Genomic DNA, 19,322 nt, shown 5'->3' on the forward strand with positions numbered 1-19,322 from the left:
TCGTATCGACGGTCACTAAGCGGTTGCTCACATAGTGCCGCCTGGAGCGCGGCGCGCAAAGTCGAAGCCGGTGTGAGCTTGGCTGGGCCTACCGGATCCGGAACCGCTCCCGGTACTCGCCCGGCGTCGTGGTCAGCCGGCGGCGGAACGACCGGGTCAGCGTCGACACCGTGCCGAACCCGCAGGTCGTGGCGACGCGGGCGAGGGTGTCGTCGGTCGTTTCCAGCCGTTGGCGGGCGGCCTCGACCCGCGCGTGCTCGACGTACGCGGCGGGTGTCATGCCCAGCTCCGCCTTGAACACGCGCGTGAGCTGCCGGTCGGTGAGGTGGGCGTGCGCGGCCAGGTCGGTGACGGTCAGCGGCTCGGTGAGGTGGGTGGCGATGTGGTGGCGCAGCTGCTCGACCCGCCGGGTCGCCGACGCCGGTTCGAGGGACACGCTGAACTGGCTCTGCCCGCCGGGCCGGCGCAGGAACATGACGAGCTGGCGGGCGACGCGGGCCGCCGGTTCCGGGCCGAAGTCGTCCTCCACCAGCGCCAGCGCGAGGTCGAGGCAGGCGGTCAGGCCGGCCCCGGTCCACACGTCGCCGTCGCGGATGAAGATCGGGTCGGCGTCCACGGCGACCCCGGGGTGCTCCTCGGCGAGCTGCCGGGCGGTGGACCAGTGCGTGGTGGCGCGCTTGCCCTCGAGCAGCCCGGCGGCCGCGAGCACGTGCGCCCCGACGCAGACGGACGCCACCCGCCGCGCCCGCGCGGCCAGCTCGCGGACGGCGTCGACCACGGCGGGATCGCACTCGGCGACGATCTCCCGGTGCGGCCCGACGGTCACGGCGCCCGGCACGACCAGCGTGTCGATCGCCCGCCCGGCGAGGTCGTCGAAGGTGGTGTCCGGCAGCACGCGCACGCCGGCCGACGTCGTCACCGGGTCCGCCGCCCCGGCCGCGAGCACGACGCGGTAGCCGGACGGGCGGTCCAGCTCCCGTTGCAGCAGCGAGAAGACCTCGGCCGGGCCGGTCACGTCGAGCAGGTCGGCCCCGTCGAACAGGACCACGACGATCAGCCGTTCCACCGTGCGCACTCCCATGTCGGTTTCTGCGTCTCGCATGTCATTGCCGACACGCACGGCCGACTTTAGCGTCGGTGGGGCCGACGAAAGGAACGAGAAATGCCGAGGACGACGCTGCGGGAGCTGAGCGGGCTCGACCGGACCCCCGCCGCACTGGCCGGGTCGACGCTGATCCTGGTCGACTACCAGAACACGTACACGAGGGGAGTCATGGAGCTGGACGGCTGGCGGCCCGCGCTGACCGCCGCCAAGGACCTGCTGACCCGCGCCAGAACGGCCGGCGCGAAGGTTGTCCACGTCGCCCACGACGGCGGCGCGGGCAGCGCGTACGACGTCCGGACCGACATCGGCGCCATCCACCCGGACGTCGCCCCGGCCGAGGGAGAGCCGGTGGTCGTGAAGGCCGCTCCGAACGCCTTCGTGGGCACGGACCTGGGCGAGCTGGTGGACGCGGCGGGCAACGAGACCGTGGTGGTGGCCGGGTTCATGACCAACATGTGCGTCACGTTCACCGCGGAGGGCGCGTTCCTGCGCGGCAACACCCCGACGGTGGTGGCGGAAGCGTGCGCGACCCGGCCGCTGGCGACGGCGGTCGCGGAGGTGAGTGCCGAGCAGCTGCACCACAGCGCGCTGGCGACGATCGCGGACCTGTACGGGGTGGTCGTGGCGAGCGTCGGCGATTTGAGGTAGCCGAGGGCGGGTGGCCGGTGCCGGCCGTCCCGAACCCGGTGTGCGACCGCCCGGTGACTGGCAGGATCGGGGCCCGTGGCCAACGAACTCGAGCGCGTGCTGCGGACCAGGACGATCCTGCTGTGGGGCGCCGGGCTCCTGGTGCTCGCCGCGGTGTCGGCCACCCTGCTGCTCACCCTGCTGGGCGGCGGCCGTCCGGAGGATTCCGCGCGGCTGGACGCGCTCAAGACCGCCGCCAACATCGTCGTCGGGACCGGGGGTGCCGCCGCGCTGCTGCTCGCCGCGCGGCGGCAGCGGTCCGCCGAGCTGGACCTCGTGCAGAAGGACCACGACGCCACCGAGCGGCGGGTCACCGAGATCTACGGGAAGGCCGCCGACCAGCTCGGCAGCGACAAGGCGCCCGTGCGGCTCGCCGGGCTCTACGCGCTCGAACGGCTCGCCGGCGGGTACCCCGAGCACCGGCAGACGATCGTCAACGTCTTCTGCGCCTACCTGCGGATGCCGTACGAGCACGACGCCGAGCACCTCGAGGAGCTGCAGGTCCGCAAGACCGCGCAGCGCATCCTGCTGCTGCACCTGCGGCCCGGCAAGCCCGAGACCCCGAACGGCGGCTTCTGGCCCGACATCGACCTCGACTTCTCCGGGGCGAAGCTCGTCGGGCTGACGCTCACGCACTGCTCGATCCGGTCGATCGTCTGCTACGGCACGACGTTCTTCGAGCTGGCCGCGTTCCGCGGTACCGAATTCCGCACCAAAGCGGACTTCAACAAAGCCGAGTTCAAGGACCGCGCCGATTTCCGCGGAACCGTTTTCGGCGGCGAGCGCGATTCCTTCAACGGCGCCGTTTTCGCTGGTCCGGCCGATTTCGGCAGCAAGTCGGCGGCGCGGCTGGCCGGCTCGACCGCGCAACGCGGATTTCCCCGGACCTGGCCGCCGGGCTGGGAAGAACGGGCGCTCGCCGACCGGCCGGGCTGGGCGGAATTGACACGAAAGGATGAGCCGGGACAACCGGAGCGTCGCTAGGATCGTGTTCTCAGTGAAGTCGCCGTTCCACGACACGGGAGGTGAACTGGCGATGATCACCGGTCGGGTGTGCCTGGTTTTGCGGACGGGTTGCCGCGTGCCGATCGGCGCCGGGTGGACCCTCCGGGACGGGATGACGGCTCAGCGTGCGGCGGCCCTCGGGCCGGAACCGGTGCGGACGAGCGGCTTGGTGGCTGCCTGAGGAGTCCTCGCCGGGCCGTCCGACCTCGCTGCCGCTGCCCGGCATCACCGACGCGCACCCGGAGGCCCCCGGGCCCCGATCGCGCGTGAGGTGGACAACGCCACCGGTCGGCCGTTTAGGCTGGCAAGCGTGGAGTACGCAGAGCACATCGCAGACCTCGTGGGCAACACCCCGCTGGTCAAGCTGAACTCGTTGACCAAGGGGCTCAAGCCGCTCGTGCTGGCCAAGGTCGAGTACCTGAACCCGGGTGGCTCGGTCAAGGACCGCATCGCGCTGCGCATGATCGAAGCCGCCGAAGCCTCCGGCGAGCTGCGCCCGGGCGGCACGATCGTGGAACCGACGTCCGGGAACACCGGCGTCGGCCTGGCCATGGTCGCGCAGCGCAAGGGCTACCAGTGCGTGTTCGTCTGCCCGGACAAGGTCAGCGAAGACAAGCGCAACGTGCTCAAGGCGTACGGCGCCCGCGTCGTGGTGTGCCCGACGGCGGTCGCGCCCGAGCACCCCGACTCCTACTACAACGTCTCCGACCGCCTGGTCCGCGAGATCGACGGCGCCTGGAAGCCCAACCAGTACGCCAACCCGCAGAACCCGGAGAGCCACTACCTCTCCACCGGCCCGGAGCTGTGGAAGCAGACCGACGGGAAGATCACGCACTTCGTCGCCGGCGTCGGCACCGGCGGCACGATCTCCGGCACCGGCAAGTACCTCAAGGAGGTCAGCGACGGCCGCGTGCAGGTCGTCGGCGCCGACCCGGAGGGCTCGGTCTACTCCGGCGGCACCGGGCGGCCGTACCTGGTCGAGGGCGTCGGCGAGGACTTCTGGCCGGAGACCTACGACCGCAACATCGCCGACGAGATCATCCCGGTCTCCGACGCCGACTCGTTCCAGATCACCCGCCGGCTCGCGCTCGAAGAGGGGCTGCTGGTCGGCGGCTCCTGCGGGATGGCCGTCGCGGCCGCGCTCAAGCTCGCCGAACGGCTCACCGAGGACGACGTCGTGGTCGTGCTGCTGCCCGACGGCGGCCGCGGCTACCTGACCAAGGTGTTCAACGACACCTGGATGTCGTCCTTCGGCTTCCTGCCGCCCGACTCCTCCGGCGCGACGGTCGCCGACGTGCTCACCAAGAAGAGCGGCTCGCTGCCGAGCCTGGTGCACTCGCACCCGAACGAGACGGTCGCCGAGGCCATCGCGATCCTGGCCGAGTTCGGCGTCAGCCAGATGCCGGTGGTCAGCGCGGAGCCGCCGGTGATGGCCGCCGAGGTCGTCGGCGCGGTCAACGAGCGCGACCTGCTCGACGCGCTGTTCACCGGGAAGGCGCAGCCCGCCGACCGGCTCGACCGGCACATGTCCCCGCCGTTGCCGACGATCGGCGGCGGCGAGCAGGTGGGCTCGGCGATGACCGCGCTCGAGAGCGCCGACGGTGCCCTCGTGCTGATCGACGGCAAGCCCGCGGGCGTCGTCACCCGGCACGACCTCCTGGGCTTCCTGGCCGGGCGTTGAACAGAGCCTGAGAAGTGTCTTAATCGGCGGACCCGGCAGGGGCGTTACGAGCGCCCTGCCGGGTGATCCGATAGCGTGGGCGCGAGTAGAACACTTTCGCGTCCTCGTCAAGGGGGTTCAAGACCCACATGAGTGCACCGCAGCCACCGAACCAGCCGTGGGGTGGCGGCCAGCCACCTCAAGGCCCGCCGAGTGGCCCCCAGCCGCAGCAGGACCCGTTCGGCAGCCCGGAACCGACCCAGGTCGTCCAGCCCGCCCAGCCCCAGAGCGGTTCCCCGTTCGGGGAGACGCCGGAGCCGACCCAGGTCGTCCAGCCTGCCCAGCCGGGTGAGGGCGGGGCGGGCGCGACCCAGGCGATGCCGCCGGTCGACGCGAACGCGACCCAGATGGTGAACCCGGTCGGCGGCGGCGACGCCCCGGGCGCGGACTCCACCCAGCTGGTCCCGCCGGGCTCCCAGCCCCAGGGGATCCCGTACACCCCGCCGCCGAGCGCGGCCGACAACCCGGCCGCGGCGTTCGGCCAGCAGCCGGGCGGGTTCGGCCAGCCCGAGCAGCAGGGCGGCTTCGGCCAGCCCGGTCAGCCGGGCGGGTTCGGGCAGCAGCCGGGTGGCTTCGGCCAGCCGGGCCAGCCCCCGCAGGGCTTCGGCGCCCCCGGGTTCGGCGGCCCGCAGCAGCCCGGCTTCGGCGGGCAGCCGCAGCCGTTCGGCGCGGCTCCGGCGGGTGGCGGCAACGCCCTGTACGGCTACATCGCCGGCGGCGTCGTCGCGGTCATGGGCCTGATCGCGCTGATCATCTCCTTCGGCTACATGGGCGACGCGAGCGACTACTCCAAGCTCTTCGACAGCGCGCCCAGCCAGGAAGCGATCAAGGACGTCCTCGACCGGCTCGGCATCATCGGCCCGGGGACCGTCTGGTTCTACGTGATCATGATCCTGGTCGGCTCGCTGCTCTCCCTCGCCGGCGGTGTCGGCCTCGCCCTCGCGGGCAAGCTGGGCGGCATCAAGAAGCTCGTCCCGATCGTGGTCGTCGCGGGCGGTGCGCTGCTCACGCTGTTCGCGCTGCTGCTCAAGATCGGCATGACGCCGAAGGCCGAGGCGCTCGCGCAGGTTTCGGCGTCCGCGAAGGACACCTTCGGCCTCGGGCTCCCGCCGCTGATCCTCGGCGTGCTCATCCTCATCGCGGGTGTGCTCGGCCTGATCCCGGCGACCGCGCAGTTCGTCGGCCTCGGCGGCGGTACCGCGCCGGCCGGGCCGCAGGGCTTCGGTGGTCCGCCCCAGGGCTTCGGTGGCCCGCAGCAGCCGGGCGGCTTCGGCCAGCCGGGCCAGCCCGGTCCGCCGCAGGGCTTCGGGCAGCCGCCGCAGGGCTACGGCCAGCCCCCGGGCTACGGCCAGCCGGGCGGCACCAACCCGTCGAGCGGCGGGTTCCCGCAGCCGTCGAGCGGGGGCTTCCCCGGTCAGCCGCAGCAGCCGGGCGGGTACGGCCAGCCGGGTCAGCCCCCGCAGGGCTACCCGCAGCAGCCGGGCCAGCCGCCGCAGGGCTACGGCCAGCAGCCGGGCCAGCAGGGCCCGCCGAGCGGTGGGTTCGGCCAGCCCGGCCAGCCGCCGCAGCAGTGGTGAACTGAACGCCATCCCGTGCCCCGGAGCCCATTCGGCTCCGGGGCACGCTGCATTCACGGGCCGAATCCGCAATTGTCCGAAGAGGACAAAAGCTCGCGTGACATGATTTCCGCCGCTACCGCACAATAATGATCTTGGGTTCCGCCGTCCGGCCGAATTCCGTTCCGATTCCGGACTACTCCCGCCATTCCGGTCTAAGGTGAGCGCCGTCGTACTGGGCTTGCCTGATGGGGGACTTGTGACCGGCTTTCCGGTAGCGCGTTCGCATTCGTATTCATCGACTCGGCCATCCGGAGTAACGGCGGTGCTCGCCGGCCTGCTCGGTATTCCGGCCGCGGTCGCCGCGGGATACGTGCCGGTCAAGATGTTCCTCGACATGCCCGCGGAATTCAGCCTCGGCGCGTTGCCGGGCCTGGTGCTCGCGGACTTCGCCGGCTACCTCGTCGCGGGGCTCGTCCTGCTCCTCGGTTCGCTGTCGACGCTGTTCCGCGCGACGGCGGGCGCGGTCCTGCTCGGCGTCGGCGCGCTGCTGGCCATCGGGGCGCTGCTCACCGAACCGCTGTCGATGGGCGTGCCGCTCGGCCGCTTCGCCGACGCGATGTTCACGCACGGCGGCCTCGCCATGGTCGACCGCGTCGGCCTCGCCACGCTCTCGGTGCTCGTGCTGGTCCTGGCCTTCCTGCCGCCGACGTTCCGGTACCTGCGCTACCGCGCCGCGCTGCCCGTGCTGGCCGGTCAGGGCGCGTACTCGGCGTCGTCGCGGAGTTGGTGAGTTCCGCCGCCGCGGGACCGCGGTGGTCGCCGCCGTGCTGGCCCTGATCACCGGTCTGTGGTTCTTCGCGGGCATCCCGTGGAGCGGCTTCCACCCGATCCCGGAGGTCATCGCCGGCCAGTTCGCCGACGCGCTGCTCGGCCTGCTGCTGGTGCTCGGCGGCATCCTGCTGCTCGCCCGCAAGGGTGCGGGCCGCGTGCTGAGCGTCGTCGGCGCGGCGCTGGCGCTGCTCGCGCTGGTCGCCAGCACGGTGCTCGCCGAGTGGCACTTCTCCTTCTACGCGGGGGGCCCGGCGCCGTTCGACGTCGGCTCGGTGCTGCTGCGCCGCGCGCTGCCGATGCTGCCGTTCGTGCTGCTGCTGGTGTTCGCGGCGCTCCCGTCCACCGGCCGCTGGACCCGGCGGCAGCGGCCCCCGATGATCACGTACGGTCACCAGCCGTATCCTCAGCAGCAGTACCCGCCCCACCAGCAGGGCGGCCGACCCCCGGGCTGGTGACGCCGTGACCACCTCCACCGAAGGCCGCACAGCGCTCGCGGCGGCGGCCCTGTCCCTGCTGGGCGGCCTGCTCTACACGGCAGGGTTCGTGCTGGACGTGGTCACACTGGCCCGCTTCCCGGCCGACGCGGCCCGAGTCGGCCTGCACGCGGCGGTCGACGCGGTCTTGGCGTCGGCCCTGCTCCCCGGCGGCATCCTGCTGCTGCGCCGCCACCCGGTCGGCCGGATCGGCTGCGTGGCCGGCAGCTCGGCGGCGCTCCTGGCGACGCTGACGTCGCTGATATTGGCGGCTACCGGTCTCGCGGTGGTCGACCTCGGCGGCCCGGGCGACCTGGCCGCGGGCGGACTGGCGGCGCTCGCACTGGTGCTGCCGCCGTCGGTCGCCACCCTGGCGCTGGCCGCCTCCCGGCCGGCGGCCCGCTGGGTCGGGACGGCCTGATCTCCGCCCGTGCGGACTTGCGCCCGCCGAAGTCGATCGCGACGTGACCGGTGACCTGGCCACCAGCCGACCCGCCCGCCGCGGTGAGACCCATCCCACCTGACGGGAATGTTCGCGCCAGGCCTTACGCTGAACAGATGGTGGACGACTACTCCGAACTGGGCTTCGAGACCCGCGCGATCCACGCGGGACAGAAGCCCGACCCCCGCACCGGCGCGGTGATCGTGCCGATCTACCAGACCTCGACCTACGCGCAGGACGGCGTGGGCGGGACCCGCGAGGGCGACTACGAGTACTCGCGCACCGCGAACCCGACCCGTTCGGCGCTGGAGGAGGCGCTGGCCTCGCTGGAAGGCGGCCGGCACGCGCTGGCCTTCGCGTCCGGCATGGCCGCGTCCGACGTGGTGCTGCGCAGTACCCTGCGCCCGGGTGACCACCTCGTGCTCGGCAACGACGCGTACGGCGGCACGTTCCGGCTGATCGACAAGGTGCTCAGCCTCTGGGGCGTCGAGCACACCGTCGCGAACCTGGCCGACCTCGACGAGGTGCGCGCGGCGATCCGCCCCGAGACCAAGCTCATCTGGTGCGAGTCGCCCACCAACCCGATGCTCGGGATCGCCGACATCGCGGGGCTGGCCGGTGTCGCGCACGACGCCGGCGCCCGCCTGGTCGTCGACAACACCTTCGCGACGCCGTACCTGCAGAACCCGCTCGCGCTGGGCGCGGACATCGTCCTGCACTCGACGACCAAGTACCTCGGCGGGCACTCCGACGTCGTCGGCGGCGCGATCATCACGAACGAGGACGAGCTGCGCGAGCAGTTCTTCTTCCTCCGCAACTCCGCCGGCGCGGTGCCCGGCCCGTTCGACGCCTGGCTGACGCTGCGCGGCATCAAGACGCTGGCCCTGCGCATGGAGCGGCACAGCGACAACGCCGAGCGCATCGTCCAGGCGCTGGTCAACCACCCGAAGGTGGCCAAGGTCTACTACCCGGGCCTGCCGGAACACCCGGGCCACGAGATCGCGGCGAAGCAGATGCGCCGCTTCGGCGGCATGGTCTCGTTCAGCCACGCGGACGGCGAGCAGGCGGCGCTGGAAGTCGCTTCGCGCACGAAGCTGTTCATCCTCGCGGAGTCGCTCGGCGGCATCGAGTCGCTGATCGAGCACCCGGGCAAGATGACGCACGCGAGCACGGCGGGCTCGACCCTGCAGGTCCCGGCCGACCTGCTGCGCCTCTCGGTCGGCATCGAGGACGGCCGCGACCTGGTCGCCGACCTGCTGGCGGCGCTGGACTGACCCAAGCGCCCCAAGGCGGCCTTGGTTGCATCTGACGCACCGAAGGCCGCCTTGGGTGCGTCAGACGCACCGAAGGCCACATTGGGGCGCTTGAGACGGGAGCGGTCAGTTCAGCTCTTCGGCGAGCCCGACGACGATCCCCTCGGGACCGCGGACGTAGCACAGCCGGAAGATGCCCCCGTACGGCTCGATCTCGCCCACGAGCTCGGCGCCGTGCGGGCGCAGGCGGTCGAGGACGTCGTCGAGGTTCTCGTCGAGCGCGAACATGATGCGGCGGTAGCCCAGCGTGTTCGACGGCGCGATCTTCGGCTCCGGGACGACGGCCTTGGGCTGGTGGAACCGCGCCAGCTCGATGCCGCCGTTGCCGTCCGGCATCCGCAGCATGGCGATGTCCTGCTTGACGTCCTCGAGGCCGATCACGCGTTCCGCGAAGCGCCCCTCGAGCGGGCCTTTGCCTTCGAGGCGCATCCCGAGCTCGACGAAGAACGCGATGACGGCGTCCAGGTCTTCGACGACGATGAGGACGTTGTCCATCCGCTTGAGCGCCAACGGGGGTTCCTCAGGGGTTGTAGTTGCCGTGCACCACGCCGCCGGCCTGCTGCGTGCCCGTGGCCGGCAGCTTCGCGCCGTCGACGCAGCCGCCGACCAGCTCGACGTGGCTGTCGTGGCGGATGTACTGGGCTGGCGAGCCGCACGAGGCGCTGTCCACCGTGATGTACGCGGCTCCGGTGAGCGCCGCGGCCGAGGCCAGCCCGATCACGAGCGGGACCAGCCCGGCGGACCGGGTGGCGCGAGCCCGTCGAGCGTCGTTCCCCCGTGCCATGAGTTGCTCCCTGTTTACCGCGTGTTGACGCGTCCCAGGGTACCCGGACCGCGGTCCGGTCAACCTGTGGATCTCCTGAGTGGCATAGTCCGGCCCATGGAACTCGTCACCCTCGAGCGCGTCCAAGCCGCCCGGGAGCTCCTAAAAGGAGTAACCCGGGTGACGCCGATGGAGCACGCACGCGACCTGCGCAAACTCCACGGCGGTCCGGTCCACCTGAAGTGTGAAAACCTGCAGCGCACCGGCTCGTTCAAGATTCGCGGCGCCTACACCCGCATCGCCGGCCTGACCCCGGCCGAGCGCGAGCGCGGTGTCGTCGCGGCGAGCGCCGGCAACCACGCGCAGGGCGTCGCGCTGGCGTCGTCGCTGCTCGGCGCCAAGTCCACCGTCTTCATGCCGCTGCGCGCGCCGCTGCCGAAGCTGGCCGCGACCCGCGGGTACGGCGCCGACGTCCACCTCCACGGCGCGCTCCTGGAGGAGACGCTCCGCGCCGCGATCGAGTTCGGCGAGCGGACCGGTGCGGTGTTCATCCACCCCTTCGACCACCCGGACGTCATCGCCGGCCAGGGCACGGTCGGCCTCGAGATCCTCGAGCAGGTGCCGGGCGTGAAGACCGTCCTGGTCGCCACCGGCGGCGGCGGGCTGGTCGGCGGGGTCGCCTCGGCGGTCAAGGCGCTGCGCCCGGACGTGCGCGTCGTCGGCGTCCAGGCCGAGGAAGCCGCCGCATACCCGCCTTCGCTGGCCGCGGGCGCGCCGGTGCGGCTGGGCCAGACCTCGACCATGGCCGACGGGATCGCCGTCGGCGAGCCGGGCCTGGTCAGCTTCGCGCACGTCGAGTCGCTGGTCGACGACGTCGTGACGGTGTCCGAGCAGTCGCTGTCCCGCGCGGTGCTGCTCTGCCTGGAACGGCGGAAGCTGGTCGTCGAGCCGGCCGGCGCGGCGCCCGTCGCGGCGCTGCTGCAGCACGTCGGCGCCTTCGAGCCGCCGGTCGTGGCGATCCTCTCCGGCGGCAACGTCGACCCGGTGCTGCTCCTGCAGATCATCCAGCACGGCATGACCGCGGGCGGCCGCTACCTGCGGCTCCGCCTGCGCGTCCCGGACCGGCCGGGGTCCCTGGTCGGCGTGCTGTCCTGCGTCAGCGAGCTCGGCGCGAACGTCCTCGACGTCGAGCACTCGCGCATCTCCGGCACGCTCGACCTCGGCGAGGCCGACGTCGAGCTGGCGCTGGAGACCCGCGGGCCCGAGCACTGCAAGGACGTCGAGCGCGCGCTGGCCGACGCGGGTTACACGGTCGTCTGAGGCTGCTCGCCGGTGATCGCGGTGAGCGCGAGGTCCTTCGCGGCTTCCGGCACCTCGGCCGGCGCGGTGAAGCGCCGGGCCCGGATGTGGGCGACCAGGTCCGGGTCCGGTGGCACGCCGTGTTCGCGCAGGTAGTACGCGACCGCGCCGGGCCACGCCCATGCACCGTCGGTCCGGAAGTTCATCGGCACCGCGTCCGTGCGGTCGGGGGCGAACGCGTCCGGCCCGTTGCTGCGCGACGCCAGGATCACCGGCGCCGCGTCGAGGTAGGCGAGCACCCGCTCGATCTCGGCGGGCAGGAGCGGCTGACGGCGGATGAGCGGGCGCCCGGCGGCGTCGAGGCCGTCGTAGATGCGCGGGGTGCGCACCTCGCCGTCACCCGGCGGCGGCGTCAGCCCGGCCTTTTCTCGCAGCCACCCCGGGACGTGCTCGTCCGCGCGCGGGAAGAACCGCAGCTCGTCCTGGAACCCGATCGGCGGCGGCTGCTGCCGGAACGGCGGTTCGAGGTCCGGCCGCACGAAGTCGACGTCGGGCGCCTGCCCGGGCTCGAACACGAGGATCGCGCCCAGCCAGGTGCCGAAGCCGGGCTGGTACATGCCCGAGCGCAGCACGCCGAGCAGCCGCACGGCCTCCGGCGGCGGCTGCGCCACGCGCGGCCGCCCGTCCGGGCCGGTCACCAGCAGATCGGCCTCGACGTGCCGGCCCGCGGCGCGGTACTCGACCCGCAGCTGCCGCCACCCGGGCGGCACCGACGCGGTGAGCGCCGCGCCGATCTGCCGGACGATCTCCTGCTGCTGGTCCGGGCGCAGCGGCCCCGGTGGCTGGGTCATGGTCAGGCTCCTTCGGCGCCTTGGCGCAGCCACTCGGGCGTGCGCCGCTCGGAGCGCGGGTAGCGCCGCAGCTCTTCGGCGAACGCCGCCGCGGGCGGCCGCTCCTGGAAGCCCGGGTCCTCGGTCGCGTTGAACTGCGCTTTGACCGAGTCGGGGAACTTCATTTCGTACTTCAGGCTCACCCACGTGCCCCGGCCGTCGGACAGCGAGGCGGCGCGGTGGCGGCGGAGCAGGTCGAGCACCTGCTCCGGCGGGGTCCACGGGTAGACGGTGCCGGTGATCGAGTGGACGACCGCGCCGGACTCCTCGTGGTCGCCGAGCGCCCGGTACTGCAGCTGGACGTAGTCCCAGCCCGCGGGCAGGGTGAACTTCAGGTAGTCGGCGATGCCCTTCAGCAGCGCGTTGGGCTCGTCGGGTGTCCGCTTTCCGCCGCTTTCCCCCTTGATTCCTTCCCGGTACCAGGCCGGGATCCATTCGTCGTCGCGGGGGAACGCCTCGAAGTCCTGGTCCCAGACCGCGGTCTCGATCGGCGGGTCCCACAGCGGGTCCAGGTCGAAGTTGTAGGAGACGCGGTAGTCGCCGTCCGGCTCGATGACCAGCCGCAGCGACAGCCAGCTGCCGCGCTCGCGCATGTACTTCTTGTTCCGCAGCTCGAACAGCAGCGGGCTGACGTCGGGCGGCGGCTCCATGCGGGCGGCGGCGCCGTCCGGCATCACCACGGCCAGCGCGATCTCCTCGACCGCCACGGTCAGCCTGGCGGTCATGTCGATCCGCCGCCAGCCTTCGGGAGCGGCGTCCATGAGCCAGCCGCCGATCCAGCGGACCACCTGGTCCTCGTCCGCCTCCCGGAGGTCAGGTCCGGGTGGGGGGTACCACGGGGGCTGGGTTCGCGACATTCGGGAAGCTCCTGTAGTTGTACGTGCGGGTGCCGTCGGGGTGGATTCTCTCGGACATCACGTGCAGCCGGTCGGGTGTTTCCCCGGTCGACGGCGCGTCGGCGTAGACGCGCACCGGGCCGTGGTCCCCGCCGTGGCGTTCGAAGGTCTGGCGGTCGATTTCCATCCGCCGCCAGTTGTCCGGGTCCGCGCTCACGCTGTGGTTCTGGTAGTAGTCCTGCGGCACCATGCCGAGGCGCCCCTGCAGCCCGCCCGAGCGGTGGTCGGCGGTGTGTCCGCCGCGGTTGACGGTGCTGGTGCCGTCGTCCGCCTGGCCGATCTTGCCGACCCGGTCCTGGACGTCGGTGTTGACCCGCTTGGTCGCCGGGCTGGTGTAGTCGGGCTCCCACGAGACGGCGGCGTTCCCGTGCTCGTCGGCGTGGTAGTGCATGTCGCCGATTTCGTACTTGGCGCCGCGCACCGGCATGCCGTCGGTGTTGCCGTTGTGCGCGTGCTGGTCGTGCATCGTGTGCTTGTCGCCGGTCTCCGGGTTGATCATGCCGCGGTCGTTGTCGTGCCACGTCTTGATGTGCGTGAACTCCGGCGGGTTGTCCCCGCTGGTGTAGAAGGTGCCGTGCCACTGTTCGGTGCCGTCGGGCGCCGTCGAGTAGACCTCGTACCGGCTGTTCGGCTTGAGGTCCTCCGGCGGCGTGGCCCCGAACGGCCCGTCGCCGTTGTGACTCGGGTCGTACCCGGTGATCCGGCGCTCGACGGGCGGCGGCGTCATCGGCGGGTCGAAGTGGTCGATGTCCAGCTCGGGCCGCCCGTCCACGTCGGTGTGGAACTCGAAGTGGCCTTGGCCGGTGTTGACGCGGTAGTCGACGTCGCCGAGCAGGTGGGAGGCGTCGGGGTTGCCGACCTGGGTGTAGAGGTCGTTCCCGACCCGGGTGTTCGGCACGTCGGCGTCGACGTGCGTGATCCGCGGCGGCGTCTCGCCGTTCGTGTAGACCCGCGTGAACCGCCCGTCCGGATCGGTGATCTCGTAGCGCGTGTTCGGCTCGAGGTGCCGCGGGTTCGCGGGGTCGTAGAACCGCTCGTTCCGCCCGACCGTGACGTCCTCGTGCCGCTTGTACTCGGGTTCCTGCCACCCCTCGTCGAGGTCGTGCATGTCCGGGTGGTCCTTGCCCCGCGCGAGCGCGCTGTCGGCATCGACGTCGTGCGCGTCCCCGTGGTGGCTGTCCGGCGCGAACCCGTCCTCGCCGGCCCGGTGGGTGGAGCCGTCGGGGTGGTGGGAGTTCCACTCGCCGTCCGGCGGGATCCGGGGTCGCATGCGGCCGTCGGGTCCGATTTCGTAGTCGGAGGAGAAGACGCGGCCGTGGGAGTCGGTCCAGGCGGGTCGGGTGGGGGCGAGGACTTCGGTGTCGAGTTCGCGGGAGAGGCGGTGGGCGAAGTCGTTGGAACTCGCGTCGCAGCCGATGAGGCGGATGGGTCGTCCGTCGTAGTCGGCGTTGCGGCGGAGGACGTCGGCGAATTGTTCGGGGGTGTAGAGGCGGTCGCCGATGCGTGCGTGTCCGTCGGGGGTGACGTGGACGTCGACGGTGTAGCGGCCGTGGGGGTCGGGTTGGACGCGGTGGGGGAGGTCGCCCATGTGGGGGTCGCCGGCGTGGTAGGAGGTGCCGGCGGGGGTGTTTTCGGAGTGGCGGGTGTTGATTTCGTCGGGGGTGAGGGGGTCGTGGTGGGGGGTGTCGGGGTCGGTGGGGTCGTGGTGGCTGGGGCCGTTGTCGTGGGTGCTGTGGCCGTCGGGGGTGTGGCTGGTGCCGTCGGAGCCGGTGCCGTGGGGGCGGTGGGTGCCGGGGCCGTTGGGGCCGTGGCCGGGGGTGCCGGGCCGGGTGGCCGGGGTGTCGGCGCCGGGTGTGCGGGTGCCGGGTGTGCCTGCGTCGGAGCGAGGCCGGGTGCCAGGCGCGTTGCCGTCGGGGGCGTGGGTGCCGGGCCCGTAGCCGCCGCGGGCGGCCGGGGCGGGTGCCTCGGGCGTGCGAGGACGGCCCCCGGGCAGGTCGCCGCCGGGGCGGGGACGCCCGGGTGCGTCGACGTGCGCGCCGGGGCTGCCGGGGGTGCCGGTCCAGCCCCCGCCACCACCGGCGCGCGGGGAGCCCCCGCCGAGCCCGCCACCACCGGCGGCGGGTGCGCCACCGGGCGGCATCCCCCCGGCCATGGGCGCCCCGCCCTGCGGCGGGACACCGGGGGTGTCGGCGCCGCGGGGCGCGGGGACGGTCCCGGGGTCGGTGGTGCGGGGTGCGGTGGGGGCGGTGCCGCTGGCGGAGGTGGTGCCGTCGGCGCGGGGTGGGGCGGCGCTGCTGGGGGTGTCGGTGCCGGCGTGGGAGCCGGGGCTATCGGTGCGTGCGGCGGGGGAGGAGCCGGAGTGGGTGGGAGCGGGGTCGCTGCCTCGTGTCGGGGATGGGCTGGTGTCCCCGCCGGTGTGGGCGGGTTCGCCGCTGCGTGTCGGTGCGGGGCTGTCGCTGGCCCGGGCGGGGGTGCTGTCCCCGGTGTGCGACGGGGTGCTGTCGCTGCCCCGGGTCGGTGAGGGGCTGGAATCGCCGGTGTGGGAGGGCGTGCTGTCGCTGCCACGGGTGGGCGAGGGGCTGCCGTCCCCACCGTGCGACGGTGTGCTGTCGCTGCCACGAGTGGGCGACGGGCTGCTGTCGGTTGCCCGCGACGGCGTGCTGTCCCCACCGTGCGACGGTGTGCCGTCGGTGCCACGGGTGGGCGACGGGCTGCTGTCGGTTGCCCGCGACGGCGTGCTGTCCCCGGTGTGCGACGGTGTGCTGTCGCTGCCACGGGTGGGCGACGGGCTGCTGTCGGTTGCCCGCGACGGCGTGCTGTCCCCGGTGTGCGACGGTGTGCCGTCGCTGCCGCGGGCAGCCGAGGGACTGCTGTCGCTGGTCCGCGACGGCGTGCTGTCCCCACTGTGGGTGGGCGCACCATCGTCCGACCGCGCCGTCGAGGGGCTGCCGTCCGGTGCCTCGTCCCCGTTGTGGGTGGAGCTGTCCCGGTCCGAGCCGCGGCGGGATCCCGCATCGGGTGCGGAATCGGTGTTCATCGGGTCCGAACTCGGCGAATCCCCGTCCGCGCGGCCGGACTCGCCCGAATCGCCCCGCGACCCGTCGCCCTCACCGGAGTGAGAACCCTCGCCGTCCCCGGAGTGCGAGCCATCCCCGTCCGGGGAGTCCCCGTCCCCGCCGTGGGCGCGGGTGTGGACCCCGCCACCCTCCCCCTTGGGGATCTTGTGGACGAAGCCGCCCTCCTTGACCTTCAACCCGTCCAGACCCGAGACCTTGCCCAGGACCTTCCCGAACACCTTCGCGATCTTCTCGAAGACGTCCACCAGCTTCGACAGCAGCGGCGACACCTTCCGGATGGTGTCGGTGAGCTTCTTCAGCAGCTCCCCGATCTTCTTGCCCCACTTCGCGATCGCCGCCGAGGCCTGGGCGACCACCACCGGGGTGCCGAAACCGAGGGAGAAGACCTCCTCCATCACCCACGCGATCAGCTTGCCGACCAGGTCCGCGATCAGCTGCCGGACCGTCTCGCGGACGAACGACACGACCTGGCCCATGATCATCGTGACCGTGCTGATCGCCCCGGCCACCGTCGCCGCACCCGAGAGCGCCTCGGAATGCTCGGCGGCGAACTTGCGGTAGGCGTCCGCGCCGGCGCCGGTCCAGCCGGTGGTGCCGTTCTTGACCGCGTTGTCGAAGTCGGTCTTGCGCTCCCCGAGCGCTTTGGACACGTTGCCCCACGTGTCGGCATACGACTGGATCACCGGCGGGTTGCCCGCCACCGAGTCGAGCATGTCCTTCAACGGCTGCACGTGTTCCATCAGGAACGACGCCACCGACGACATCAGGTACCCGAACGGGTCGATCGCCGCCCCGGCGATTTCCCCGGCCAGCGACAGCATGCCGAGACCGCCGGAGACCCAGTCGCCGTCCTTGATGCCGTTGAAGGCGTCCATCGACGACTCGGCGATGCCGATGCCGCCGGCCCAGCCGTAGTCGCCGTTGCCGGCGGTGAACGCGCCCGGGCCGTCCGGGTCCTGCTTCGACTCCGCGACGAGCGGATTCCCCTCCGGCATCACGCGCCGCCGGCGGACTTGTTCAGGTCGTCGGCGACGCCCGTTTCGTACTTGTGGTACGCCAACGCGGCTTCGCGGACCTTGCCGGACACCGCCGTCATCGCTTCCACCGCGTCCTTCAGCGCGTCGATCCCGTACTGCTCCACCGGGTCGAGCATCATCCGGAACGGCTGGCAGAGGATGCCGTACGCGTCCGTCGGCATGCTGACCTGGTTCGCCGCGTCGACGGCCTGCTGCAACCCGTCACCGATGGTGTCGAGCTGGTGGGCGTGCGCGGTCAGGTCGGTGCTGAGTTCCACATCCGTCATCGGTTCCCCCTCAGGAAAGGATCGGTCCGCCGAAGTCGTCGTCATCGTCGTCGATCGGACGACGGCGCCGCGGCGGTTGCGGCGGCGCGGGCGGGGGCGGCGGGGTGCGCGGCGGCGCCGGCGGCTGCTCCTCGGTGTCCTCCGGCAGGAACCGGCGGACGCGGTCGGGCTCCGGGAACGCCGGTTCGGGCTCCGGCGGCGGCTCCGGGAAGGTGCTCTGCGCCTCGCGGACGATCTCCGCCGCGGCCTGGTCGCCGGTGCCCGTGGTCTCCGCCATGGCCTGCTGCAGCAGCTCCGGGATCCGGGCCTGCGCGCGCTGCACCAGCTGCATCACCTGCGCCGACACCTCGGCCATCCGCTTCCCGGCCGCCGTTTCGGCGATGACGAGGTTCTTCAGCAGCCCGCGCGAATCGATCGTCACCTGGACGGTGCCGTCCTTCGACCGCTCGGTGACCGTCTGGCCCTGCACGCGATCGGCCAGCGCCTGGTACCGCGCGGCGTTCTCCTCGAGCCGCTTGGTCCAGTTGTCGATCATCGCGTCGCTGGCGTCGATGCTGTCCGGCATCCCGGCCCCTTCTCTCTGCTCCACCACACTGACGGATCCGGGCCGCGCGCGGTTCCCGTAAACGCCGTGAAGGCCACCATAGGGAACATAGAGTTCCTCATGGTGGCCTTCACGGCACTTTGCGGTCAGAGGTTGCCGCGGCGCTCCTGCTCGCGCTCGATCGCCTCGAACAGGGCCTTGAAGTTGCCCTTGCCGAAGCCCAGCGAGCCGTGGCGCTCGATCAGCTCGTAGAAGACGGTCGGGCGGTCGCCGATCGGCTTCGTGAAGATCTGCAGCAGGTAGCCGTCCTCGTCGCGGTCGACCAGGATGCTGTGCTCCTTGAGCGTCTCGATCGACACGCGGACCTCGCCGATCCGGGCGCGCAGCTCGGGGTCGTCGTAGTAGGAGTCCGGGGTGTCCAGGAACTCGACGCCGGCGGCGCGCATCGCGGTGACCGTCGCGATGATGTCGTTGGTGGCCAGCGCGATGTGCTGGCAGCCCGCGCCGTCGTAGAACTCGAGGTACTCGTCGATCTGCGACTTCTTCTTCGCCACGGCGGGCTCGTTCAGCGGGAACTTGACCCGGTGGTTGCCGTTCGAGACGACCTTGCTCATCAGCGCCGAGTACTCGGTCGCGATGTCGTCGCCGACGAACTCCGCCATGTTCACGAAGCCCATGACGCGGTGGTACCAGTCGACCCAGTAGTCCATCTTGCCGAGCTCGACGTTGCCGACGCAGTGGTCGACGGCCTGGAACAGCCGCTTCGGCGCGCCCTCGGGCCGCTTGATCGTGCTCTCGCGCGGCTCGTAGCCGGGCAGGTAGACGCCGGTGTAGCGCGACCGGTCGACCAGCGAGTGGCGGGTTTCGCCGTAGGTCGCGATGGCCGCCACGCGGACCGTGCCGTGCTCGTCGGAGACGTCGTGCGGCTCCTCGAGGATGGTCGCGCCCTGCGCGCGGGCGTGTTCGACGCACTTGTCGACGTCGGTGGTCTCCAGCGCCAGGTCGATGACGCCGTCGCCGTGCTTGCGGTGGTGGTCGAGCAGCGGCGAGTCCGGCTTCACGCCACCGGTGATGACGAACCGGGCCGAGCCGGACTTCAGGACGTAGGACTTGCGCTCGAAGTCGCCGGTCTCGGGGCCGGAGTACGCGACGAGCTGCATCCCGAACGCGATCTGGTAGTACCAGGCCGTCTGGGTGGCGTTGCCCGCGATGAACACCACCGCGTCCATGGCCTTGACCGGGAACGGGTCGGTCGAGGCGTCGTGGTCGACAAGCCCGACGAGCTGACGCAGCTGGTCGTAGCTGACGTCGTCGAGGCCGCTCTGGGGTTCGGCAGTCTGGGTCATACCTCGAAGGATCAGCCCTGTGCGGCAAGATGAGCAATGGTTTGCATTTTGACTGGGCAATCTGCCAGG

Annotated in this window: 18 protein-coding genes; 9 read left to right on the top strand and 9 right to left on the bottom strand. The window is 72.0% G+C overall.

What is annotated here, in order from left to right; genetic code table 11:
• Window positions 1–88 precede the first annotated feature (88 nt).
• Window positions 89–1,081, bottom strand: a complete 993-nt coding sequence (locus tag EIY87_RS26560; RefSeq protein ID WP_125312603.1) for a GlxA family transcriptional regulator — start codon at window positions 1,079–1,081, stop codon at window positions 89–91.
• An 81-nt stretch (window positions 1,082–1,162) separates the two neighbouring features.
• Here EIY87_RS26560 and EIY87_RS26565 point away from each other — a divergent pair, with 81 nt between their 5' ends.
• From EIY87_RS26565 to EIY87_RS26600, 8 genes are all read left to right on the top strand, one after another.
• Window positions 1,163–1,753, top strand: a complete 591-nt coding sequence (locus EIY87_RS26565) for a cysteine hydrolase family protein (RefSeq protein ID WP_125312604.1) — start codon at window positions 1,163–1,165, stop codon at window positions 1,751–1,753.
• Window positions 1,754–1,828: 75 nt separating this feature from the next.
• The gene (locus EIY87_RS26570) at window positions 1,829–2,776 is read left to right on the top strand and encodes a pentapeptide repeat-containing protein (RefSeq protein WP_125312605.1); all 948 of its coding nucleotides are present in this window, start codon (window positions 1,829–1,831) and stop codon (window positions 2,774–2,776) included.
• 331 nt (window positions 2,777–3,107) lie between these two features.
• A complete protein-coding gene (locus EIY87_RS26575) occupies window positions 3,108–4,478 on the top strand; it encodes a cystathionine beta-synthase (protein WP_125312606.1) in 1,371 nt (456 codons plus the stop codon).
• 128 nt (window positions 4,479–4,606) lie between these two features.
• Window positions 4,607–6,094 carry a hypothetical protein gene (locus EIY87_RS26580; protein WP_125312607.1) on the top strand — a complete coding sequence of 496 codons (1,488 nt, stop codon included), beginning with the start codon at window positions 4,607–4,609 and terminating at the stop codon, window positions 6,092–6,094.
• A 304-nt stretch (window positions 6,095–6,398) separates the two neighbouring features.
• Window positions 6,399–6,866, top strand: a complete 468-nt coding sequence (locus tag EIY87_RS26585; protein WP_225440058.1) for a hypothetical protein — start codon at window positions 6,399–6,401, stop codon at window positions 6,864–6,866.
• 34 nt (window positions 6,867–6,900) lie between these two features.
• Complete coding sequence (locus tag EIY87_RS26590) at window positions 6,901–7,362, top strand: hypothetical protein (protein ID WP_125312608.1); 462 nt, start codon at window positions 6,901–6,903, stop codon at window positions 7,360–7,362.
• Between the two features lie 4 nt (window positions 7,363–7,366).
• Complete coding sequence (locus EIY87_RS26595; RefSeq protein WP_125312609.1) at window positions 7,367–7,801, top strand: hypothetical protein; 435 nt, start codon at window positions 7,367–7,369, stop codon at window positions 7,799–7,801.
• A 137-nt stretch (window positions 7,802–7,938) separates the two neighbouring features.
• Window positions 7,939–9,096, top strand: a complete 1,158-nt coding sequence (locus EIY87_RS26600; protein ID WP_125312610.1) for a cystathionine gamma-synthase — start codon at window positions 7,939–7,941, stop codon at window positions 9,094–9,096.
• 105 nt (window positions 9,097–9,201) lie between these two features.
• On the opposite strand, the gene EIY87_RS26605 is transcribed toward EIY87_RS26600, so the two are convergent.
• Entirely contained in the window at window positions 9,202–9,645 is a 444-nt protein-coding gene (locus tag EIY87_RS26605; RefSeq protein WP_125312611.1) for a VOC family protein, read from the bottom strand.
• 10 nt (window positions 9,646–9,655) lie between these two features.
• Complete coding sequence (locus tag EIY87_RS26610) at window positions 9,656–9,919, bottom strand: hypothetical protein (protein ID WP_125312612.1); 264 nt, start codon at window positions 9,917–9,919, stop codon at window positions 9,656–9,658.
• Window positions 9,920–10,015: 96 nt separating this feature from the next.
• Here EIY87_RS26610 and ilvA point away from each other — a divergent pair, with 96 nt between their 5' ends.
• Complete coding sequence (gene ilvA, locus EIY87_RS26615; protein WP_125312613.1) at window positions 10,016–11,218, top strand: threonine ammonia-lyase; 1,203 nt, start codon at window positions 10,016–10,018, stop codon at window positions 11,216–11,218.
• Here the strand turns inward: ilvA and EIY87_RS26620 are convergent.
• The 6 genes from EIY87_RS26620 to hppD all read right to left on the bottom strand — a co-directional run bounded on the left by EIY87_RS26620 (window position 11,203) and on the right by hppD (window position 19,253).
• Window positions 11,203–12,048, bottom strand: a complete 846-nt coding sequence (locus EIY87_RS26620; protein ID WP_125312614.1) for a ferredoxin — start codon at window positions 12,046–12,048, stop codon at window positions 11,203–11,205. The genes ilvA and EIY87_RS26620 overlap by 16 nt on opposite strands.
• 2 nt (window positions 12,049–12,050) lie before the next feature.
• A complete protein-coding gene (locus tag EIY87_RS26625) occupies window positions 12,051–12,875 on the bottom strand; it encodes a hypothetical protein (RefSeq protein ID WP_125312615.1) in 825 nt (274 codons plus the stop codon).
• 25 nt (window positions 12,876–12,900) lie between these two features.
• Complete coding sequence (locus tag EIY87_RS26630) at window positions 12,901–17,055, bottom strand: hypothetical protein (RefSeq protein WP_225440059.1); 4,155 nt, start codon at window positions 17,053–17,055, stop codon at window positions 12,901–12,903.
• A complete protein-coding gene (locus EIY87_RS26635; protein WP_125312616.1) occupies window positions 17,055–17,363 on the bottom strand; it encodes a type VII secretion target in 309 nt (102 codons plus the stop codon). Before EIY87_RS26635 ends, EIY87_RS26630 begins: the two co-directional genes overlap by 1 nt.
• Before the next feature lie 10 nt (window positions 17,364–17,373).
• Window positions 17,374–17,928 (bottom strand): YbaB/EbfC family nucleoid-associated protein, encoded by a 555-nt coding sequence (locus EIY87_RS26640; RefSeq protein ID WP_125312617.1) that lies wholly within the window; start codon window positions 17,926–17,928, stop codon window positions 17,374–17,376.
• Window positions 17,929–18,053: 125 nt separating this feature from the next.
• Complete coding sequence (gene hppD, locus EIY87_RS26645; RefSeq protein WP_125312618.1) at window positions 18,054–19,253, bottom strand: 4-hydroxyphenylpyruvate dioxygenase; 1,200 nt, start codon at window positions 19,251–19,253, stop codon at window positions 18,054–18,056.
• Window positions 19,254–19,322: the final 69 nt, after the last annotated feature.

It is taken from the genome of Amycolatopsis eburnea (assembly GCF_003937945.1).
GTDB lineage: Bacteria > Actinomycetota > Actinomycetes > Mycobacteriales > Pseudonocardiaceae > Amycolatopsis > Amycolatopsis eburnea.